At 71.1% G+C, this 19,838-nt stretch carries 11 protein-coding genes and 1 pseudogene; 6 read left to right on the forward strand and 6 right to left on the reverse strand.

Annotated features, from left to right (window positions below; all coding sequences use genetic code 11):
- Positions 1-6: 6 nt before the first annotated feature.
- Positions 7-1,190, forward strand: a pseudogene (locus ACGFR9_RS00830) (3'-5' exonuclease).
- 91 nt (positions 1,191-1,281) lie between these two features.
- On the opposite strand, the gene ACGFR9_RS00835 reads toward ACGFR9_RS00830, so the two are convergent.
- The 4 genes from ACGFR9_RS00835 to ACGFR9_RS00850 all read right to left on the reverse strand — a co-directional run bounded on the left by ACGFR9_RS00835 (position 1,282) and on the right by ACGFR9_RS00850 (position 7,888).
- Positions 1,282-2,157, reverse strand: a complete 876-nt coding sequence (locus ACGFR9_RS00835; protein WP_393201559.1) for an NlpC/P60 family protein — start codon at positions 2,155-2,157, stop codon at positions 1,282-1,284.
- Positions 2,158-2,313: 156 nt separating this feature from the next.
- Positions 2,314-6,255: a helix-turn-helix domain-containing protein gene (locus tag ACGFR9_RS00840; RefSeq protein WP_393201562.1), complete on the reverse strand. Its 3,942-nt coding sequence runs from the start codon at positions 6,253-6,255 to the stop codon at positions 2,314-2,316.
- A 156-nt stretch (positions 6,256-6,411) separates the two neighbouring features.
- On the reverse strand, positions 6,412-6,858 hold the full coding sequence (locus ACGFR9_RS00845) for a peptidase inhibitor family I36 protein (protein ID WP_393201565.1): 447 nt from the start codon (positions 6,856-6,858) through the stop codon (positions 6,412-6,414).
- A 118-nt stretch (positions 6,859-6,976) separates the two neighbouring features.
- On the reverse strand, positions 6,977-7,888 hold the full coding sequence (locus ACGFR9_RS00850; RefSeq protein ID WP_393201568.1) for a hypothetical protein: 912 nt from the start codon (positions 7,886-7,888) through the stop codon (positions 6,977-6,979).
- A gap of 234 nt (positions 7,889-8,122) precedes the next feature.
- On the opposite strand from ACGFR9_RS00850, the gene ACGFR9_RS00855 reads away from it, so the two are divergent.
- Entirely contained in the window at positions 8,123-10,906 is a 2,784-nt protein-coding gene (locus ACGFR9_RS00855) for a glycosyl hydrolase (protein ID WP_393201571.1), read from the forward strand.
- Positions 10,907-10,972: 66 nt separating this feature from the next.
- On the opposite strand, the gene ACGFR9_RS00860 is transcribed toward ACGFR9_RS00855, so the two are convergent.
- Positions 10,973-12,220 carry a PQQ-binding-like beta-propeller repeat protein gene (locus ACGFR9_RS00860; RefSeq protein ID WP_393201574.1) on the reverse strand — a complete coding sequence of 416 codons (1,248 nt, stop codon included), beginning with the start codon at positions 12,218-12,220 and terminating at the stop codon, positions 10,973-10,975.
- 153 nt (positions 12,221-12,373) lie between these two features.
- Positions 12,374-13,384, reverse strand: a complete 1,011-nt coding sequence (locus tag ACGFR9_RS00865) for a helix-turn-helix domain-containing protein (protein ID WP_393201577.1) — start codon at positions 13,382-13,384, stop codon at positions 12,374-12,376.
- Positions 13,385-13,531: 147 nt separating this feature from the next.
- Between ACGFR9_RS00865 and ACGFR9_RS00870 the strand changes: the two genes are divergently transcribed.
- The 4 genes from ACGFR9_RS00870 (at position 13,532) to ACGFR9_RS00885 (ending at position 19,837) form a co-directional block, all read left to right on the forward strand.
- Positions 13,532-14,113, forward strand: coding sequence for a hypothetical protein (locus tag ACGFR9_RS00870; protein ID WP_393201580.1), 582 nt, complete (start codon positions 13,532-13,534; stop codon positions 14,111-14,113).
- A gap of 329 nt (positions 14,114-14,442) precedes the next feature.
- Positions 14,443-16,674 (forward strand): competence protein CoiA family protein, encoded by a 2,232-nt coding sequence (locus ACGFR9_RS00875; protein WP_393201583.1) that lies wholly within the window; start codon positions 14,443-14,445, stop codon positions 16,672-16,674.
- 554 nt (positions 16,675-17,228) lie between these two features.
- Entirely contained in the window at positions 17,229-18,395 is a 1,167-nt protein-coding gene (locus ACGFR9_RS00880) for an alpha/beta hydrolase (protein ID WP_393201586.1), read from the forward strand.
- Positions 18,396-18,859: 464 nt separating this feature from the next.
- Positions 18,860-19,837, forward strand: coding sequence for a hypothetical protein (locus tag ACGFR9_RS00885; RefSeq protein WP_393201589.1), 978 nt, complete (start codon positions 18,860-18,862; stop codon positions 19,835-19,837).
- Position 19,838 lies beyond the last annotated feature (1 nt).

The raw sequence follows: 19,838 nt of genomic DNA on the forward strand, positions 1-19,838 counted from the left end.
CCACCCATGCCGCAGCTCGCCTTCGACATCGGTTTCTTCGCGGAACTGCCCAAGCTTCAGCCGCCGGTCAGGAAGGGTGTCCTGGACGCCTGGGAGAAGTTCGGCCGACTCACCCTCGATCAGCTCTTCAAGGATCCGGGGCTGAAGCTGGAGAGCCTGACGAAGGCGAAGGACAAGCAGATCCGGACGATCCGCATCGACCAGTTCTGGCGGGTGGTGGTGCTCGCGCCGCCGACCGGGGACACCTTCGTCCTGCTGCGGGTGCTGCCGCACGACAAGGCCATCGACTGGGCGATGAAGCAGAAGTCCAGCATCAACGAGGTCACGCGGGCGGTCGAGATCCGGGACGCGGCGACCCTGGACGAGATCACCCGTCGGAGAACTTCGCGAACAGCCGGGGCTTCGACGAGGACTCCGCCACCCGCTCGTACGCCGGTGAGTGGCGGCTGCTGCGTGCGGCCGTTCCGGCCCGCCCGGACGACCTGTTCATCGCGGGCGACCCGCACCAGCGCATCTACGACTCGAAGGTGTCGCTCAAGTCCCTCGGCATCAAAGTGACGGGGCGGTCGGTGAAGCTGCGGAAGAACTACCGCAGCACGCAGGAGATCCTGCGCTGGTCCACGGCGCTGCTGGTCGGCCGGCCGGTCGACCGGCTCGAGGACGAGGGCCTGGGCGAGACACTGCTGGGCTACCGCTCCGCCCTGCACGGTGACGGGCCGGACGTGCGGGGTGCGGCGAGCGAGGAGGCCGAACTGGACGCGCTCGTCGACCGGGTGCGGGCGTGGCTGGACGCGGGGGTCGGCGCCGGGGAGATAGGGGTGAGCGCCCGGTTCAACAAGACGTGCGCGAAGGCGGTGGCGCACCTGAAGGACGCCGGGGTTCCCGCGGTGACGCTGCGCTCCGCCGACGCCGGTACCGGGGACCCGGCGGCCGTACGGGTCGGCACCATGCACTCGTTCAAGGGGCTGGAGTTCCGCTGCGTCGCGGTCATCGGCGTGGGCGAGGAGACCCTGCCGTTCCCGAAGGCCGTCACGCCGCCCGAGATCGACCCCAAGCAGCACGAGACGGACCTGATGTCCGAACGCTGCCTGCTGTTCGTGGCCTGCACACGCGCCCGGGACAGCCTCGCCGTGTCCTGGTGGGGCGAACCGAGCACCTTCCTGACGGAGGCGGGCGTCACCGCCGTCTGACGCGCAAGGTTCGCGCGGAAGCGCGCGCTCGGCTCGTGTGCCCCCGTCCGGCACGTCGGACGGGGGCACACGGTTCATGCTCGGGCGACGCCTACCGGCGGGTCCCCGGGTCCCCCGCCCCGCATTCGGGAACCCCCTCCAGCCAGGCCGCCCCCTGGATGTAGATGTTGGTCACCCATGCCTTGTAGTCCGGCAGGTAGGACCACACGTCGTTGGTGTAGCCGTCGGAGGTGACCTCCTCCGCGTGCTTCTGGCACTGGACGCGGATGGTGGTGGAGTACGGGAAGGCGTAGACGCGGGCGGCGGACAGGGCGGGTGCCGCCTTCGTCCAGACGCCGGTGCCCCACGTCTGGTGGATGTGGCCGGTGACCTGGCCCGTGTTGACGCGGACGGCGCCGAAGTAGTCGCCGTTCAGGCGGACGTCGCTGACCATCAGGCGGGTGCCGGACTCCTTGGCCTCGACCATCTTGCCGGCGCCGAGGTAGATGGCGATGTGGTGCAGGTCCCGCGAGGTGCCCCAGGCGAGCAGGTCGCCGGGGACCAGCGGGGCCAGGCCCTGGGCCGCGGTGAAGCGGGCGGCGGCACGGTGCGTGTAGTACTGCTGGCTGGCGACTCCGTTGATGATGTCGGCGCCCGCCGCCTCGGCGTAGGCGTACCGGACCAGGCCCGAGCAGTCGAAGCCGCGCCGTTCGGGGTCGTGTTCGCTGTCCGGGTCGGTCGGGTCGATCTGGCCGTAGGTGGCGCCCGGCTGGGGCCCGTGCCCGCCGCCCCACGTGTACCAGGTGCCGGCGGCGACCTCGGCGCAGGCGGCGGCGATGGCGCGTTCGGCGGCCGCCGAGGCGCCGGGTGCGAGGGCGCCGCAGGTGGCGGCTCGTTGGGCGGGTGCCGCGGTGGCGGACACCGGCGTCCAGAGGAGGAAGGCGAACAGTGCGATGAGTGTGCTGATGAGACCGGTCCGGCGGACCATGCCAGGACCCCCGTTTCCTGTGGCTGGTGAGTGGTCGTTCGGTCGTTCACGAGCCTGCTGGTCGCGCCGGCCGCCTGTCGAGGAGCCGGGTGTCGCCTCCCTGCGACGGGCAACGGGAAACACCTGGGAAACCCCCGCCGAGCAGGCGTCCCGCCGTCATCCCCGGGCTTCGCAGAACGCGTCGTCGGACGGCGGGACGTCGGGCAGGAGCTTGGCGCGCGCGTCCGCGTCGAGGCTCGCGCGCAGCCGGCAGATCCGGTCGAGGCGGGCCCCGGGGTCGAGGTCCCACAGCCGTACGGTGCCGTCCGTGCCGGCGCTCGCCACCGTGTGCCCGTCGGGGCTGAAGGTGACGCTCCAGACCGCGTCGGTGTGGCCCGTGAGCGTCGCCCACGGGCGCCGTCCGGCGACGTCCCACAGCCGCACCGTGCGGTCGTTGCCGCTGCTGGCGAGCGTACGGCCGTCGGGGGAGAACGCTATGCCCCGCGTGGCGCCGGTGTGGCCGGTGAGGACGGCTTCCGAGCGGCGGGTGCGGACGTTCCACAGCCGTACGGTGCCGTCGTTGCCGCTGCTGGCCAGGGTCCGGCCGTCCGGGGTGAAGGTCACACCGCGTACCGCGCCGGTGTGGCCCTTCAGCAGGCCGGCCTGACGGTGCGAGGCGACGTCCCACAGGCGTACGGTCAGATCGTCGGAGGCGCTCGCGAGGGTCCGGCCGTCGGGGCTGAAGGCGACCGCGTTCGCGTAGTCCCGGTGTCCGGTGAGCTTCGCGAGCGGCGCGCGCTCCGCCACGTCCCACAGACGCACCGTACGGTCGGCGCCGGCCGAGGCGAGGGTGCGGCCGTCGGGGGCGAAGTCGAGGGCGTAGACCTGCCCCTTGTGGCCGGTCAGGGTGCCCAGGGGTCCGCGCGCGGCGACGTCCCACAGCAGGATCCCGCCGTCGGAGTCCGCCGACGCCAGGATCCGCCCGTCGGGGGCGAACGCCACCGAGAAGACCGCCTCCTTGTGGCCCCGCAGCGTCGCGAGGAGCCGGCGCCCGCTCACCTCCCACAGTCGTACGGTGTGATCGGCGTCGGCGGTGGCCAGGAGTTTCCCGTCGGGGCTGTAACGGGCCTGCCAGACCGCCGTGAACGGATGGGCCGTCAGCACCGGGCCGCCGAGGTTCCACAGGACCACGGACCGGTCGAAGCCGGCGGTGGCGAGCAGGGTGCCGTCGGCCGTCACCGCCACCCCCATCACATAGTCGGTGTGGCCGGCGAGGACGGCGGTCTGCCGGCCGCTGCGGACGTCCCACAGCCGGGTCGTGCCGTCGCCGACCGCGCCGACGACCGTGTCGCCCTCGTGCGTGTACGCCACGGCGTTGATGTCGTCGCTGCTGCCGGGCAGGGTCGCGGCGAGCCGTCCGGCGCGTACGTCCCACAGCCGTACGGTCCGGTCGACGCCGCCGGAGGCGACCTCCCGGCCGTCGGGGGAGAACGCCACGCCCAGCACCTCGTCGGTGTGTCCCTCGAGCACGTCGCTCCGCCCGCCCCGGTCGGTGTCCCACAGGCGGACGGTCCGGTCGGCACCGGCGGAGACCAGCGTCCGGCCGTCGGGGGCGTGGTCCAGGGCGTTGACCGCTCCCGCGTGCCCCTCGAGGGTGGCGGTGACCCGGGGCGTGTCCGCCGTGTCCCACACTTCGATCGGGCCGTCGACGGTGGCGACGGCGAGTCGGTGTCCGCGCGGGTCGAAGGAGAGCGCCCTGGCGGCCTCCGTGCCGGAACCCAGGACGGCCTTCCGGCGGTGCCCGGAGACGTCCCAGAGGCTCACGGGGCCGTGCGCCGACGTCGCCGCGAGCGTACGGCCGTCGGGGCTGAAGGCGATCGAGCGGACCGGCCCGGCCACGGTGAACGTGGCCGTCCTGCGGTGGTCCGACACCCGTCGCACCGTCACCGTCCCGTCCGTGCTGCCGGTCGCCAGCAGCCGGTCGCCGGGCGCGAACGCCACCGCGTTGACCGGCCCCCGGTGACCGCTCAGCCGGGCCAGGAAGGGCTGGGACTGCGTGCTCAGCAGGGCGCCGCGCGCCTCGGCGGTGGCGTGCGCCCGGTAGGCCTCCCCGGCCAGCAGCATGGACGCCTCCGGGCGGCCCCCGGCGAGCGACGCCGACCGGACGGCGAGGGCCTGGGAGCGGGCGACGCGTTCCTGGTCGAGGGCGCTCTCGCGCTGCTGGTAGGCGAGTCCCCCGGCGGTCAGGGCGAGCCCCAGCAGGACGACGAGGGTGGCGAGCATCGTCTGCCGCAGCCGCACCTGGCGTCCGGCCTGCCGCTCGTACCGCTTCTGTTCGGCGACGCTCGCGTGCAGGAACGCCTCCTCGCCGGGGCCGAGCCGGTGCCGGCCGTCCAGCTCGTCCGCCCACGCGCGTACGGTGCTCAGCCGGGTGCCCCGGTACAGCGCGGACGGGTCGCGGCCCTCGCGCTCCCATTCGACGGCGGCGTGCGTGAGCTGCTGGTGCAGGAGGAGTCCGGCCCGGTCGGCGTGGATCCAGTCCCGCAGCCGCGGCCAGGCCTGCAGCAGGGCCTCGTGGGTGATGACGACGGTGTCGCTGTCCATGGTGACGAGCCGGGCCCGTACGAAGGCGTCGAGCGCGGCGGACGCGCCGTCCGCGTCGCCGAACTGCTCCATCAGCGCGGCCCCGCTCATGCGGCGGCGGGTCGCGCCGCCGCCGTCGGCCACGTACACCAGACGGGAGAGCAGGCGGCGGATCGTCTTCTGTTCGGCGGGGTAGAGGCGGGCGAAGACGTTCTCCGCGGTGCGGGCGATCGCGCCCCGGATGCCGCCCGCCCGCTCGTATCCGGCGACGGTGAGCGCGGAGTCCTCACGGTGCTGCCAGGTGGCGAGGAGGGCGTGGGAGACGAGGGGGAGGACGCCGGAGGGGGTGGCGTCGGCGCCGGCCTGCGAAGTGTCCCCGGTTCGCGGGAGCGGAAGCGGAAGCGGAAGCGGGAGCGGGAGCGGGAGCCGGGCTCCCGGCTCGTCGTGCGGTCCGGTGTCGCGCAGTCCCGCGTCGCGCAGCAGCAGCGGGACCAGGCCCGGCTGGAGCGTCAGTCCGGCGAGCTCCGCGGGACGGGTGATGGACTCCCGTAACTCCCCCACGGACATGGGCGGCAGCACGAACAGCCCGTCGGTGAGGACCGGGGCCAGCTCGGGCAGGTCCAGGCAGTCGCCGGTGAAGTCGGCGCGGACGCCCAGCACGACCACGGCGGGGCCGTGCACGCTCTCCTCCTGGCGGGGCGCGGCCAGCGCGCACAGCACCCGGACGAACGCGCGCCGCTCCGCCGTGTCCCGGCAGAGGGTGAACAGTTCCTCGAACTGGTCGACGATCAGCACCAGTCGGCAGGGCGGCGGCCTGCGTCCGCCGGACGGCGCGGGTGGATCGCCCACGATCGCGCGTACGGCGTCCAGCACCGCGTCGGGGCGTCGGCGCACCTGACCGGCCGTCACGGCCAGGTCGCCGCCCGCCGCCTTCGCCGTGCGCTCCAGGAGTTCGTCCAGTGGGCGGGCGGTCGGTGTGAACGTCACCACCGGCCAGCAGTCGGCGCCCGGCATGGGGAAGTCCCCGCGCCGCAGCGCCGGTACCAGTCCGGCGTTGAGCAGGGACGACTTGCCCGCGCCCGAGGGGGCGACGAGCATCAGCGGGCCGCCGCCCACCCGTTCGAAGACCCGCTCCACCAGTGCGGCCGTCGCCCGCTCGCGGCCGAAGAACCAGTCCGCGTCCTGCGGGGTGAACGCCGACAGGCCGCGGTACGGGCACACCTCACCGGGCCGGGGCTCGGCGGAGGCCGGCTCGGCCGGTGGCGGCCCGGCTCGTACGAGTTCGAGCAACTGCCCCTCGGCGCCGAGGACCCGGTCACAGATACGGGCGACGTCGGCGGTCGCCGGTTTCGTGCCGGTCTCGATCTTGCTGAGGTAGCCCTTGCTGTAGTGCGTCTGCCGTGCCAGGTCGGTCAGTGACAGGCCTCGCGCCTGTCTGAGTCGTCGTAGCTCGGTGGGGAACGAGTGCGTGGTCCGCGCTTCCCGTTCCCGCCCGGTCCCGTGGTCTGGTTCATGCCCGTACTGCGGATCTCCCACGGAGTCCCCCATGCGGTGCGGCCGTGAGACGGTGGAAGCCCAGGTTACTGCGGGGGTGGTGAGGCCAGCCCAATCTTTCACCCGGTGTGGCGAAATCACGAACGTCCGGAACCCTGGGGAGGTTCCGGACGTTCGTGGTGTTCGTCGCCGGGCCGGTCAGGTCAGGTTGACCGAGCAGCCCCCGTTCACCCAGCGGTGCGACCTGATGTTGTCGTTCACGACGGGGCCGCTGCTGAAGAAGTTGTCGGAGAGGTTGTCGGCGTACAGCTCGCCCGGCTGGAGGCAGGCGTGGCCGCCCTCGTAGTCCGCGAAGAAGTAGAACGCGACGATCGACAGGTTGCCCGTGAAGCCGCGGTTCATGACGGACGAGGCACGGTCGTTCGCGGAGCCCCAGTCGCTGCTGCTGCCCGCCGTGGCGATCAGCTGGGTGCCGGAGCAGTCGAAGCCTTCCCAGGCGTAGACGTTGCCGTTGCGCGGGCCCCACTTGCTGTCGCAGCCGGGGCCGGCGACGGTGCTCTCGGCCGCCTGGGCGACGGTGGCGGGAGCGGCGAGGCCCAGGGCCGCGAGCCCGAGGACCGCTGCCGTGACGGTGAACTTGCGCATGCTGTTTCCCCTCGTTGATGTCACTGTCGGTGCTTGGTGCTTGGTGCTTGGTGTTCGGTGGTGCGACGGTGCCGGTGTGCCGACGCCGTGGAGCGGTGTGCTCCCGGGTGCGACGTGGTCAGTCGCGTTCCGGGACGATGCGCACCGCCCGTTCGTAGGCCTGGTGACCCAGGTCGCGGTAGGTGTCGATGTCCTTGCCGAACCGGTCGCGCAGGCGGTCCAGATAGTGCGTCTCCCGGGCCGTGGCCACGGCCCGCAGGGAGGTCTCACGGGCGCAGACGGCGTCCGCGACGGCGGTCTTCCGCTCGGCGGCGAACGCCTCGTCCGCGCGGGCCTCGCCCAGCCGGCTGGTGCGGACGCGCACGGCGTCGCGGGCCGCCTGGGGGTCCTTGTAATCCTGTCCGGCCCGCTTCATGCAGCTCGCCCACGCGTGGATCGCCGTCGTCAGCCGGCGGTCGTTCATGAGCTGCTCGCCGTAGAGGGCGTTGAGTCCCGTCACGGTCTTGCCCGTGCGGAACCAGAGCTTCGGGTCGCCGTAGAGGGTGCGTTCGGACTCCTCCGTGCAGCCGCCGAGGCGTTTTCGGATCTCGCCGTCGCCCACGGGCAGCGACGCCCGGAGCAGTTCGGCGTCGTCGCCGCCGTCGAGCGCGGTGTCGAATTCGGCACGCCGGGCGGCGGAAAGACCCTGCCGGTAGGTGCCGTTGGGGTTGCTTTCGTGAACCCGCAGGTTCTCGGCCTCGATGCGTCCCCCGTAGCCGAACGTACGGGCCCACTTCACGTCGTCCTGGACGAAGCGCACCGGGCGGCTCTCCTGGAGGGTGAGCCTGCGGTCCTCCCAGTAGTCGAAGCCGTGGCGCTCCATGCACTGCTTGATCAGGCGCTGTTGGGCATCGGTGACGCGCAGTTCCTGCTGCCAGGTGAGGGCCTGGGGACGCGCGTCCTGTCGTGCTGCCCGGCCGTCGTCGCCGTCCGCGCATCCCGCCGTGACGGCCGCCACGACCGCGCACATCGAGACGAGTGCACGTCTCATCAACTCCACCCCCGTCGACTGCCGTTTGCGGACAAACCCAGATTTGCCCGGTCGCCGGCAGGGGTCGACGGGTTTCCTGTTGCCCGCCGGGGGGTCCTCGGGGAAACCACGCGCGAGCTGGGGAAACGCGATGACGGAGGCAACACCATTGACACGTGCATTACATGGGCTTTACGTTCCGGCCATCTGAGAGCGCTCTCAGACTCTCCCCCCTGTCACAATTCGAGGTGGCACATGCCAACCCCCCGCACCAGACCGGCGGCCGTAGCGCTGCTGGCATCGGCCCTCGCCGCTTTCGGCCTGGGCCCAGCCGCCACACCGGCGGCCGCCGCCACCGTCCCGGTCGGCTCCGGGAGTTACTCCGACACCCGGCCGGCGGGTACGTCGGGCCCCACCACCAACACCGGAGCCCCGGTCACGCCCAAGGTGACCTCCGCCGCCCGCAACCGGCCGGTGCCCACCAACGACTGGTGGTCGTCCCTCGCCTTCCAGCGCTACGGCGACAACCCGTACTCCACCCCCATGTACGGGCACCCCCTCACCTACCAGGCCACGGCCGGCGGCCTCGACGTCGGCTATCCGACGACGCCCGCGATCGTCGGCGACGGCCGCCAGTACGAGTACGCCCACAAGCGCGACCTCACCATCGGGCTGTCCGGCCTCAACTCCCCCGACACCAGGGCCGACGACTGGTCCGACTGGACGGTCACCCCCTACTGGTCCGACGGCGCCCGTACCCTGCGGACGACCATCGGCCACGGCTCCCCGTTCGTGTACGCCAAGGGCTCCGGCGGCAACGCCCAGATCACCACCGCCGGTACGCCCGCCGTCTTCGCCGACCAGGGCAATGTCCTCGGCATCACCGTCGCCGGGCACCACTACGCCCTGTTCGCGCCGACCGGCAGCGACTGGAACGTCTCCGGTTCCACGGTCACCGCCGGGCTCGGTTCCAAGGACTACTTCTCCGTCGCCGTCCTGCCGTCCACGGACGCGCTGGCGACGTTCAGGAAGTACGCCTACAGCTTCGTCACGGGGTCCAAGGTCACCTGGAACTACAGCGGCGGCACGGTCGGCGCCACCTACACGCTGACCACCGAGGCGAAGGAGGGCACCGAGCGCGGCACGCTCCAGGCCCTGTACCGCCACCAGTGGCTGCACACCACCGACCCGCTCACCTCGTACACGTACGTCTCCCCGCGCGGCACCATGAAGGTCCGCGAGTCGGCCTCGTTCACCACCAGCCAGAACGCGTCGGCGGTGCTGCCCGCGCCGCCCAAGTCGAACGGTGTGGACACCGCCCGGCTGCGCGGCTATCTCAACGAGGTCGTGAACGCCTCCGACCCGTTCTCCGGTGCCGCCGACACCTACTGGACCGGCAAGGCCCTCGGCCGCCTCGCCCAACTCGTCCCCGTCGCCGACCAGATCGGCGAGACCGCCACCCGCGACCGGCTGCTCGGCCTGCTCAAGGGCAGGCTCCAGGACTGGTTCACGGCGGGCGGCGCGAACGAGTTCAGCTACGACCAGGACTGGAAGACCCTCACCGGCTACCCCGCCTCCTACGGCAGCGACACCGAGCTGAACGACCACCACTTCCACTACGGCTACTACGTCTACGCGGCCGCGGTCGTCGCCCAGTACGACCAGGGCTGGGCCGCCGACTCCGCCTGGGGCGGCATGGTCAAGACCCTCGTCCGGGACACCGCGAACCCGAGCCGCACCGACACCGCCTTCCCCTTCCTGCGCGGCTTCGACGTCTACGCGGGCCACAGCTGGGCCTCCGGCCACCAGGGCTTCGCCGCCGGCAACAACCAGGAGTCCTCCTCCGAGTCCACCAACCTCAGCGCCGCCCTGATCCTGTGGGGCTCCGCCACCGGCGACACCTCACTGCGTGACCTCGGCACCTTCCTGCTGACCACCGAGGCGGAGTCGATCGCCCAGTACTGGTTCGACGCCGACGAACAGGTCTTCCCGTCCTCCTTCGGCCATGACACGGCCGGCATGGTGTGGGGCAGCGGCGCCGCCTACTCCACCTGGTGGACCGCCAACCCCGAGGAGATCCACGGCATCAACGTCCTCCCTGTGACCGGCGGTTCGCTGCACCTCGGCGGCGAGAAGGCCGCGATCCGGCGCAACATCGCGGAGATGGAGCGGGAGAACGGCGGCCCCGCCGTCGAATGGCGTGACATCCTCTGGGAGTTCCAGTCCCTCGCCGACCCGGGCACGGCCAAGTCGAAGTGGGACGCGGGCAACGCCGGTTACACGCCCGAGCAGGGCGAGTCGAAGGCGCACACCTACCACTGGATCAACACCCTCGACTCCCTCGGCGCCCCGGACGCCACCGTCACCGGTGACATCCCCTCGTCCGCCGTCTTCACCAAGGGCACGACCCGGACCTACGCGGCCCACAACTACGGTTCCACGGCCCGTACCGTGACCTTCTCCGACGGCAAGTCCCTGTCCGTACCGGCCCGTTCGACCGCGACCGGCACGGGTACCGGCTCGGAGGACCCCGACCCCGACCCGGATCCGGACCCGCCGACCGGCAACACCTTCCAGCTGCGCAGCGGCGGCACCCTGACCACGGCGTCGGGCGGCACGGACGGCAGCGACACCGTCGCCTCCGCCGGCGGCACCAACCACGACGGCACCCCGTACCAGCCCCTCGTCTACGAGGTACGCGGCGTCAACGGCACCCTCACCCCCGGCGCGCAGACCGCGTTCCGGCTCCAGGTGGACGCGGGCACGTCGGTCGGTCTGGGCCAGCAGGCCCGGATCAGCTACGACCTCACCGGCGACGGCAGCTTCGACCGCACGGAGACGTACCACTACTTCGCGACAGACCCGGTCACCGGCTGGGAGGAGTACAGCCAGGCCCGCGGCCTGGCAGCGTCCACCGGCACCCCGGGCAACCTCAGCGGCGGCACCGTACGCCTCGAGGTGTGGAGCGCCATCGGCAACGGCACGTCGAAGCTGCGGACGGGGACGGACAAGTCCGTGCTGGTGATCCCGTACAGCTGAACCGGCGATGTTCTTGCGGCGGGCATCGGCATGACGCCGGTGCCCGCCGTACGGCACGCGGGGAGTTCAGCCCGCCGTAAGCCGCAGGGATGTCGGGGGTTCGCCCTCGTAGTCGTCCTCGTCCTTCTGGAAGAGACCGACGTAGGCGTTGACCAGGTCCGGAACATCGGGGAGCTGCCCTGCCCCGTCCTTGCCGGTGCGTGCGTCCAGCATCAGGGGGCCGTCCTCGGTCTCGGTGTAGACGATGCCGTGCCAGGCGGTGGAGATGCGGGGTGCGAAGCGGTCGGCCGTGGGGAGTTCCCAGAGCACCTTGCCGGAGGTCGCGTCCAGGGCGAACGAGGCACGTTGGCCGTACTCCTGCTTGAAGCAGACGGCGGTGGACTCGCCGTCGTAGAGACAGCGGTCCGGCACCGCGAAGTACTCGGGGGCGGCCACCTGCCGGCCGTCCGCCAGATCCACGACCCTGCCGCCCTCGTCGTACGCCACGTCCACACCCTGCGTGACCAGAAGGCGGCGCGGTCCGATCGTGGTGACGTTCAGGTTCTCCTCGCGCCCGCCGAAGGTCCAGGCCCGCTTGCCGTCGCTCACGCGCAGGCCGTACAGCCGGTCCTCTCCCCAGGTGTCGCTCTCGGTGAGGGCGACGATTCCCTCGCCGACGGCGGCGACGTCGTCCGCTGACGCGTCCGTCCTCCAGACGGTCTCGCGCGTGGTGAGGTTCACCGCCTGGACGCCCGATCCGGCGTCGACGATCGCGATACCGTCGTCCGCGCCGATGACGGTCCCGTCGGCAGCCTTGGAGAATCCGGGTTCCACGTCGGCGATCCGGGAACTCCATATCGTCTTGTGCGTACGGGCGTCCACCACGAGCATCTCGACCGCGTCCTGGTCGGTGAAGGTCCCGCTGCCGGGCGTGGAGACCGGCAGGAGCGCCAGCGCGACCCGTCTGCCCTGTACGTCGGTGAGGACGGGGCGGCCGAAGAGCGGGGAGGTCTCGGGGTCCTGGCCCTTCGGCCGGATGACCGTGCTCTTCCCGGTGGTCAGGTCCACCGCCGTGAGGTCGTTGGACCCGGTGATCCACGCGGTGGTGCCGTCCAGTGCCGCCCGGCTCAGGTCCCCGGGGAAGTCGAACTCCTGCTCGCCGAACTTCGTCACCGGGTCGTGTGCGCGCGGCGGCACCCTCGTGTTCGACGGTGCGGGCTGCTTCTCAGGGCTGCTCCCGGCGTCCTTGTCCGCGGCTGCCGAACACCCCAGGAGCAGGGTGAGTCCCATGACCGCGCAGCCGACGATCCGGTGTGTCAGCGATGAGCGTCGCACTTTCGCCCCGATTCTCCGTGCGGGCTGTCGGACAGACGGGCGGCACCCCAGAGCTTCAGTCCCCCCACTGGAAGTCACCGGGATGCCGCCGTCCCACTGTCCTCCGTGCCGTACCGGTCGGTCATCAGCCGTCAGCGCAGAGATCCTGCGCATTCAGCGCAGACCGGCCCGGACCTCGCTCGGCGAGACTCCGTACACCCTGCGGAAGGCCCGGCTGAAGTCGGCGGGGCGCTCGAATCCCCAGCGCAGGGCGGTCTCGGCGATCGTGCGGTGCCGCAGACGGGGGTCGGTCAGATCGGCGTGGCAGTGCTCCAGACGGCGGCTGCGGATGGTGGCGGCGACGGACTCCGGTTCGCCCCGGAACAGCTGGTGGAGGGTGCGCACGGAGATGTGGTGGTGGCCGGCGACGGCCGCCGGGTCCAGCGCGGGGTCGGGGAGGTGGTGGTCGATGAAGGCGTTGATGCGGGCGAGGAGCGCCGTTCTGCGGGTCTCGGCGGGCAGCAGCTCCTGGTCGCCGTACCGCGCCGCGAGGAGGGAACCTGCCAGGTCCACGCCGATCGTGCCGAGCCGGGCGAGCTCGGCGGGGCCCGAGGTGCGGGCGGCGGCCGGCAGGGAGGTCAGATACGGGCCCAGGAGTGCGCCGGAGCCGGAATCCCCGGGGAGCGGCTCGGCCAGCATGCGGTCGACGCGACCGCCGGGCAGGGGGAGGACGGTACGGGGAAGCCGGAGGAGGGTGAGCCGGTGTGGGCCGCCCCCGCCAACGAAGTCGCAGGTCAGCGGGTGCGAGGTGGAGAACAGTGCCATGCCGCCGGGGCCGAGGCAGGCGACGCCGCGCTGCTGCTCCAGCCGGACCGCGCCGTCCCGGACCAGCACGAGGTAGTGGTCCCCGGGGTCGTGCCTGCGGATGTGGGACGGGGAGCGCCGGGCGGTCATGGGCGAGAAGTCGAAGGCCGCCACCTGGCCGTGCGGAAGGCCGACCGACTCCACCCGGCCCTGGAAGCGGTGGGCGTGCGGACTCCGGATCTCCACCGGCATGACGTCGTGGTCGACCATGTCGTGCCACCAGCCGAAGCGGTCCGGCACCCCGATGTCATCGGTGTCCACCGCCACCACCGGTCCCGCCGCGGCGGCGGCCGCTCCTGCCGTGCGTCCGAGACCAGACATACAACAAGTGTGCCCTGCACGCGAGTTGAGCGGTATCGCGGCGACACGGATCGGTGCCGCGCTCTTCCTGGTGGGGGCCGGTGGCCGCATGGTTGAGGCAGACCACCGCACCGGCGCGCACTCCACGTCCCGAAACGGAGCCGTCCCATGACCGAAGGCACACCCGAGAGACCGGACAGCACTCCCCCGCCGCTCCCGGCCGCGCCGCCCACCTTCACGGCTGTCCATCCCTACCCCCCGGCCGTTCCGGCGAGCGGTGGAAGAGGGCGCACCCTGACGGTCGTAGTCGCCGTCGTCGTGCTGCTCCTCGCCGCCGCCGGTGTCGCCTGGTGGGCGCTGGCCGGTGAGGAGGACCCCATCGACCATGTCGAGGTCTCCGGCGGCAAGCTCATCACCAGCGACAGCGACGCGTACGAGGACTGCGACGACACGGACGAGTACACATACAACGACTGTGACGCCGACACCGACGAGACCTACGAGTTCGTCTACAAGATCACGAACAAGGGGGACGGGCCCGCCAACTACTCCGTCATCGTCAACGCCTTCGACGAGGACGGTGACTTCCTCGGCCAGACCTACATCGGGTCCGCCCACCTGGCCGCCGGCAAGACCGACGCCGACAAGAGCCAGTTCAGCGACTACAGCGAACTGGAGGACGAGCGCGAGCTGTCCGACATCGCCTCCGTGAAGGTCGCCTACGTGGAACGCGTGGCACTGGCCAACTGAGCGGACGTACCGGGTCCTGGTGGTACCGGCCACCGGGACCTCGTCCTCACCGCTCGTGCGAGCGGGCTCTGTCCACGAACACGCCGACCGAACACGTGAGTTCCTCGAGCTCGGACAGGTCCGTACGTACATCCGCCGTGGAGACGAGCACAGCCCAACCGGGGAAACGCAGCGGGGCCGCCTCCCGGTGCGGGTCCCGCGACCCGCGGTGGTACCCCTCACCGAGGGTGAGGATCTCCGCGTCGCGTCCCTGTCCGTTCCACCCCGCGCTCGACGCGCATCGCAGAGAATGAGGTGTTTCGCAGAGACCTGCCGCCCGGAGAGACCCGATGCCCTCATACGTGGACGACACCCGCAAGGTTCAGACGGCGGTCACCGGCCGGCCCGGTTCGGACTCACCCGTCTTCCTGCCGTTCGACCACGACGACTTCGACCTGTTCATGCGGGGCCGCACGCGGGAGGACTTCTACTGCGGAGTCCTCCTCGGCGGCTGTGGCAAGAAGCTCACCGCGAAGCGGTACCTCGACAAGAAGTGCCACTTCGCGCACCGCCCGCCCGTCCACTGCCGCCGTACCCGGACCGGCGAGGACAGCGCGGACCACCTCTACATCGGTCAGGCACTGCGGCGCTGGCTCCGTGCACGGGGCCGGACGGACGCCGAGGTGAGCTATCCGGACATGGGACCGGGTCCGGGTGATGTCGTGGAGGTGCGGTTCGGGTCGGGGCGCCGGCTCATCCGTGTGCAGATGGCACGTCTTCCCCTGGCCGTGTGGCGGGAGACCCGGGACGAACTCTCCGCCGGAAGCACCGGGGTCCACTGGGCCTACGGGCCGCACAGCGGGCTCGCACACAACGAGGTGGAGGCCGAGGGCCACGCCCTGCGCTTCTCCTGCCGGACCGAACGGGGCACCCGCCGGGTGTACGTCGGCAGGCAGGACGCCGGCCATCGCGTCGAGTGGACCACCCTCGAGCACTGTCGGCTGACGGACGAGGGCATCATCACACCGGAACCGGCCGATACGCCGCGCCCGGTCGCGCCGGAGCCCTCGCAGCCGTCCGTCGCGTTCCCGCTCCTTCCGGGCAGCGTCGCCTTCACCGCTTCCGTCGCCCTGGACGCGGCGGGGGACGACCCGGCGCACCGCCTGTACGAAGCGGATGTGCAGCCCGCCGGATCGGACATGATCCGCGTACGGCTCGCGCTTCCCAGCGGGGTCGAACCGCCTCTTCCGTACCGTCTCAACCTCCTGGACGGTTCCGCGCACCTCGGTATCGTCCAGGACGGCTGGCTCGTCCGTGCCGTCGGCTACTCCGCCCTCACGGAGGGTACGGACCCGCGCTGGCCGGCTCTGCGTCCCTCCCCCAGACCGCGGGAACCCGATACCCGGGCTTCGGCCTCCCCGCGTGCCCTGACCTCCGAGGAACAGGCGCTCGTCGCGTCCCTCCGGAGCCGGCTGGCCAAGGTCGCGCGTTCTCAGGGCATCATCAACTGGGAAACCCTCATCGCCTACGCCGGTCACGCACCCGCCGACTTCACTCCCGAGGACCGGGTGCGTCTGCTCGTGGCCGTGGGGCACACCCGGGCGAGCGGCCGGCCGGTCCTCGCGTCGCTGGTCAAACTGGCCGGGCAGCGCCCCGGCCTGCCCCCGTTCTTCCGTGCCGTACTCGCCGGCCTCGGCTGGGACCCCGGTCTCCCCGACGCGAAGACCGAGGCCATCTGGTCCCAGCAGCAGAAGGCCGCGCATCGCGCCACCTGGCTCCCCACGGCGACGACCACGACGGTCCCGCTGCCGGTCGACGCGGAACTGGTGGGCCGGCTCCGTCAGCACCTTCAGCTCGTCGCCCGCGGGCGCGGACTCATCAGATGGTCGAACCTGCTCAAGAAGGCCGGGGTGACCGCCTCCACCGTGGCAGCGCACGACGGTGTCCGTCTCCTGGTCGCCGTGGATTCCCCGTACACATCCGACCGGCCTGTCCTCTCCTCGCTCATCCGGGCGGACAGTCAACAGGGAGGGCCGGTCGTGTTCTTCGAGAGGGTGTTGAGGGAGCTGGGCTGGACCCCCTCCGGGAAGACACCCACCGCCGCGTCCGCGTGGAAGGCGGAGCGCGAGCGGGCGTACGATCTCGTGTCGCTGTCCGCGCGGGGCACCGGAACGCCGCAACGGCTCGCCGAGGGCGGCGCCTTCTGGACACAGCGGGGCCTCAGCCGGAAGGCCGTCATAGCCGCCGTACGCGCGGCGCTGGTCTCCGCCGCCCGCCGTCAGGTCAAAGTCGGCTGGCACACACTCGCGGCAGCGGCGGGAGTCGCCCCGGACGAACTGTCCGACAGGATCCGCGCGCTCATCCTCACCGAGGTCGACCGCCCGGCGGGACCCACGGGCATACTGCTGTCGTCGCTGGTGATCTCCGCGGAGAACACCCCGGTGCCGTACTTCGCCGACATCCTGAAGGCCCTGGACCGGCCCCATACGGATCGGCCCATCGAACTCGGCCGTCTCCGAAAGCTGGAACAGGCCCGTGTCTTCGAGGCGTTCGAGCCATCGACGGAGGCCACGAACAGCTGAACATCGCTTTCCGGAAAGGGCGAGTGGGGGCGGATCGGATGCGACCGCAGGGCATTCTCGAACAGCGTCACATACCGGCCGAGTTACTGGGCCGAGGTGGCTTCGGTGAGGTCTGGCGGGCTCTCGACCCCCGGATCAGACGGGAGGTCGCGGTCAAGGTCGGGCGACCGCGGTCGTCCGAGCAGGCGCGACGCTTCGCTCTGGAGACCGAACCCCAGTTCGCTGGGCGAACCACGGACGCCGACACGACGATCACGATCGCGACGCCGCCGACGCCATGCCGGAACGGTGCGGCACCGCCCGTGCAGGCCGTACGGAAGACGGTGGGAAACGTCTCGCGAGCGCGGGACTCTGTCGCAAGCGGGCGATCGCCGGAAGTTCCTCCCCGGGCTGGCCGAGGGGGACGGGGTGGATGTCGGTGACAACCCCCGGCGTTCGTGGAAGACCATCGTCAGGGTGGCGGCCTGGCGGTCCGCGCCGCAGGTGACCTTGGCCCGGAGTTTGATCGGACCGAAAGCCGGATCGATCGAGTCTGCTCGGCTACGATCATGACCATGCCGATGGGATACGTGGCGACGACCGCGCTCTTGGCCTGGTGCACCTTCTTCGCCGTTGTCGCGCCACGCCGGCCCCGGCCACTCGCGACCCTGACGTTCTGGTTCGGCCTGATCCTCAACGAGGTGCCGTTCGTGGGCATCTACGTTCTGGTGGCCTCCACGGCCTTGGCCGCCGCCCAGGGCGATCTGGATTCGACGGGCGCCAAGGTGACGGCCGCGGTGGCCAACGTCGCCACCATCGGCCTCTCCGTCTCCGCCTGGCTGGGGCTGCGCGCAAGTGAGGTGGTCGGGAGGGCCCTTGTCGAGGGACTCGGAACCGGCTGGCGGGATCGTGTGCACGTACCGCTGCGCCGTCACCGGCCCTGGGCCCGCATCCTGCTGCTTCCCGCGCTCATGCGGCGGCGCGACGTGCAGCGAATCCCCAACATCAGCTACGGGGACGCCGGACGCCGGAATCTCCTCGACCTCTACCGCCGCCGCGACGCCCCGCAGGACGCACCGGTCCTGGTCTACTTCCACGGCGGCGGCTACACCAGCGGATCGAAGAGCCGCGAGGCACGCCCCCTTCTGTACCGGCTCGCCGGCCAGGGCTGGGTGTGCATCAGCGCCAACTACCGGCTGCGGCCACAGACCACGTTTCCCGGCCACCAGATCGATGCCAAGAAGGTCATCGCCTGGGTCCGCGAGCACGGTCCCGAGTACGGTGCCGATCCGTCGAGGCTGTTCGTGGCGGGCAGCTCCGCCGGCTCGAACATGGCGGCCCTCTGCGCGCTCACGCCGAACGACCCGAAGTTCCAGCCCGGATTCGAGTCGGCCGACACCTCGGTCACCGCGGCGATCTGTCTCTACGGCTACTACGGCCACCACTTCGGCGACCCGCCGGACGAGCCACCGTCCCCGCTCCAGCCCCAGGGATACATCCGCCCCGGCGCGCCGCCGTTGCTCATCGCCCATGGCACCAAGGACACGCTGGCAACCGTCGAGGGGGCCCGAGACTTCGTCGCCCAGCTGCGCCGGTCCTCCGACAGCACCGTCGTCTACGCCGAACTGCCGGGCGGGCAGCACTCGTTCGATGTCTTCCACTCCCCGCGCTTCGAGGCGGTCATCGACGGTGTCGAAGCCTTTGCCGCCTGGGTGCTGGCTAGTCCGACAGGCGGCGAGTAGTCGCCAGGTAGTGCGGTTCGAGTGACGCGTGGTCACCCGACGGCGGTCTCCGGACGCTCGGCCAGGACGCCGTTCTCGAACCGAACGCGGACTGGTCGGGCGCCCCCGCTTTCTGCCAGGTGTCGAGTGCACCCTCGACCTGGTCCCACAAACGCAGGATCCCGTCCTGGTACACCGTCCAGCCGTTGCCGTCATGCTCGGTCCATGCCTGCGATCCGGTTACCGCGTCGACCAGGGCGAGGCCGTCACCCGTACTGCCCGGCCCGAGGAGTCCACTACGTACGAAAATTCGAATACCCTACATTCGGCGACGCGTTGACAGCAGTAACAACTTATCGTCATGCTCGAAGCGCCAACACGGGAGCATCAATAGCACGCATGAACCCTTCCGTCACACGCAACACGGGCAACGGACGAGTGGACCCGTCGGTTCACTTGGGGGGCATGAGGATCAAGGGGGGATCGTGCCATTCTTCATACCGGTCATACTCATCGGTGTCGGTGTGGCGACCGGCGGTAGTGGGGTCGCCCTCGGCGGCAAGGGTATCCACGACCTCAAGCGTTCGAAGGCCCGGTTGGAAGAAGCGGGCCAGGACTACGAACGACGCCGAGCCCAAACCGAGGACGCGCTGGCGACGACGAACACCGCTCTCAAGGCACTGGGGGAGCAGCAGAAGCAGGCGCTCGTCGATGTCGTCGTACGCATGGGCGACTTCCTGCGTCGCCACGAGCGACAGGTGCGCGAGAGCGAGCGGCTGCTGGTGGACGGCGTCGACGCCACCATGACCAAGATCCCTGGGCTGCACGGCCTCGACGTCGACGCGGTGGCATGGATCGGCGGGGCCCTCGGATCCGCGGCGGCGGGCGCGAGCACGGGTGCCGGCATCGCGGCGGCAGCGGGCAGCTTCGGAGTCGCGAGCACCGGAGCGGCGATCTCGGGTCTGGCGGGTGCAGCGGCCGAGAGCGCGACCCTCGCCTTCCTGGGTGGTGGGGCGCTCGCGTCGGGGGGCGGCGGGGTGGCGCTCGGAACGGCGGCGCTCAACTTCGTCACCATCGGCCCGGCGTTGCTCGTCGGTGGCCTGGTCTTCAAGGGCCAAGGCAAGAAGGCGATCACCCAGGCGAGGGAGTTCGAGGTGAAGGTCGCCGTGGCGATCGCCGAACTCGATGAGACGGACACCCGCCTGAAGGGCGTCGACGCCCGCGCTGCGGAACTGCGCGACCTCCTGACGGATCTGACCTCCCGAGGGCTTGAGGCGCTGGACCTTCTGGAGTCCGAGCCGTTCGATCCGCGGAGCCACGCCGAACGCTTTCAGCGGGCCATGGCCCTGGTCATGGCGGTGCGTGACGTGGCGACGACTCCTATCGTCGACGCGGAAGGCGAGTTGGACGAGCGCAGTTCGAACCTCACCATCAGGTACAGACCCTTGACCAAGGAGAATTAAG

Origin of the sequence: Streptomyces sp. NPDC048584 (genome assembly GCF_043199595.1) — a bacterium.
Classification (GTDB): domain Bacteria; phylum Actinomycetota; class Actinomycetes; order Streptomycetales; family Streptomycetaceae; genus Streptomyces; species Streptomyces edwardsiae.

Coding starts and splice junctions, on each gene's coding strand:
- ACGFR9_RS00880 (WP_393201586.1), top strand. CDS start 17,229: ATGCCGATGGGATACGTGGCGACGACCGCGCTCTTGGCCTGGTGCACC.
- ACGFR9_RS00835 (WP_393201559.1), bottom strand. CDS start 2,157: ATGGTCCGCCGGACCGGTCTCATCAGCACACTCATCGCACTGTTCGCC.
- ACGFR9_RS00845 (WP_393201565.1), bottom strand. CDS start 6,858: ATGCGCAAGTTCACCGTCACGGCAGCGGTCCTCGGGCTCGCGGCCCTG.
- ACGFR9_RS00870 (WP_393201580.1), top strand. CDS start 13,532: ATGACCGAAGGCACACCCGAGAGACCGGACAGCACTCCCCCGCCGCTC.
- ACGFR9_RS00865 (WP_393201577.1), bottom strand. CDS start 13,384: ATGTCTGGTCTCGGACGCACGGCAGGAGCGGCCGCCGCCGCGGCGGGA.
- ACGFR9_RS00875 (WP_393201583.1), top strand. CDS start 14,443: ATGCCCTCATACGTGGACGACACCCGCAAGGTTCAGACGGCGGTCACC.
- ACGFR9_RS00855 (WP_393201571.1), top strand. CDS start 8,123: ATGCCAACCCCCCGCACCAGACCGGCGGCCGTAGCGCTGCTGGCATCG.
- ACGFR9_RS00850 (WP_393201568.1), bottom strand. CDS start 7,888: ATGAGACGTGCACTCGTCTCGATGTGCGCGGTCGTGGCGGCCGTCACG.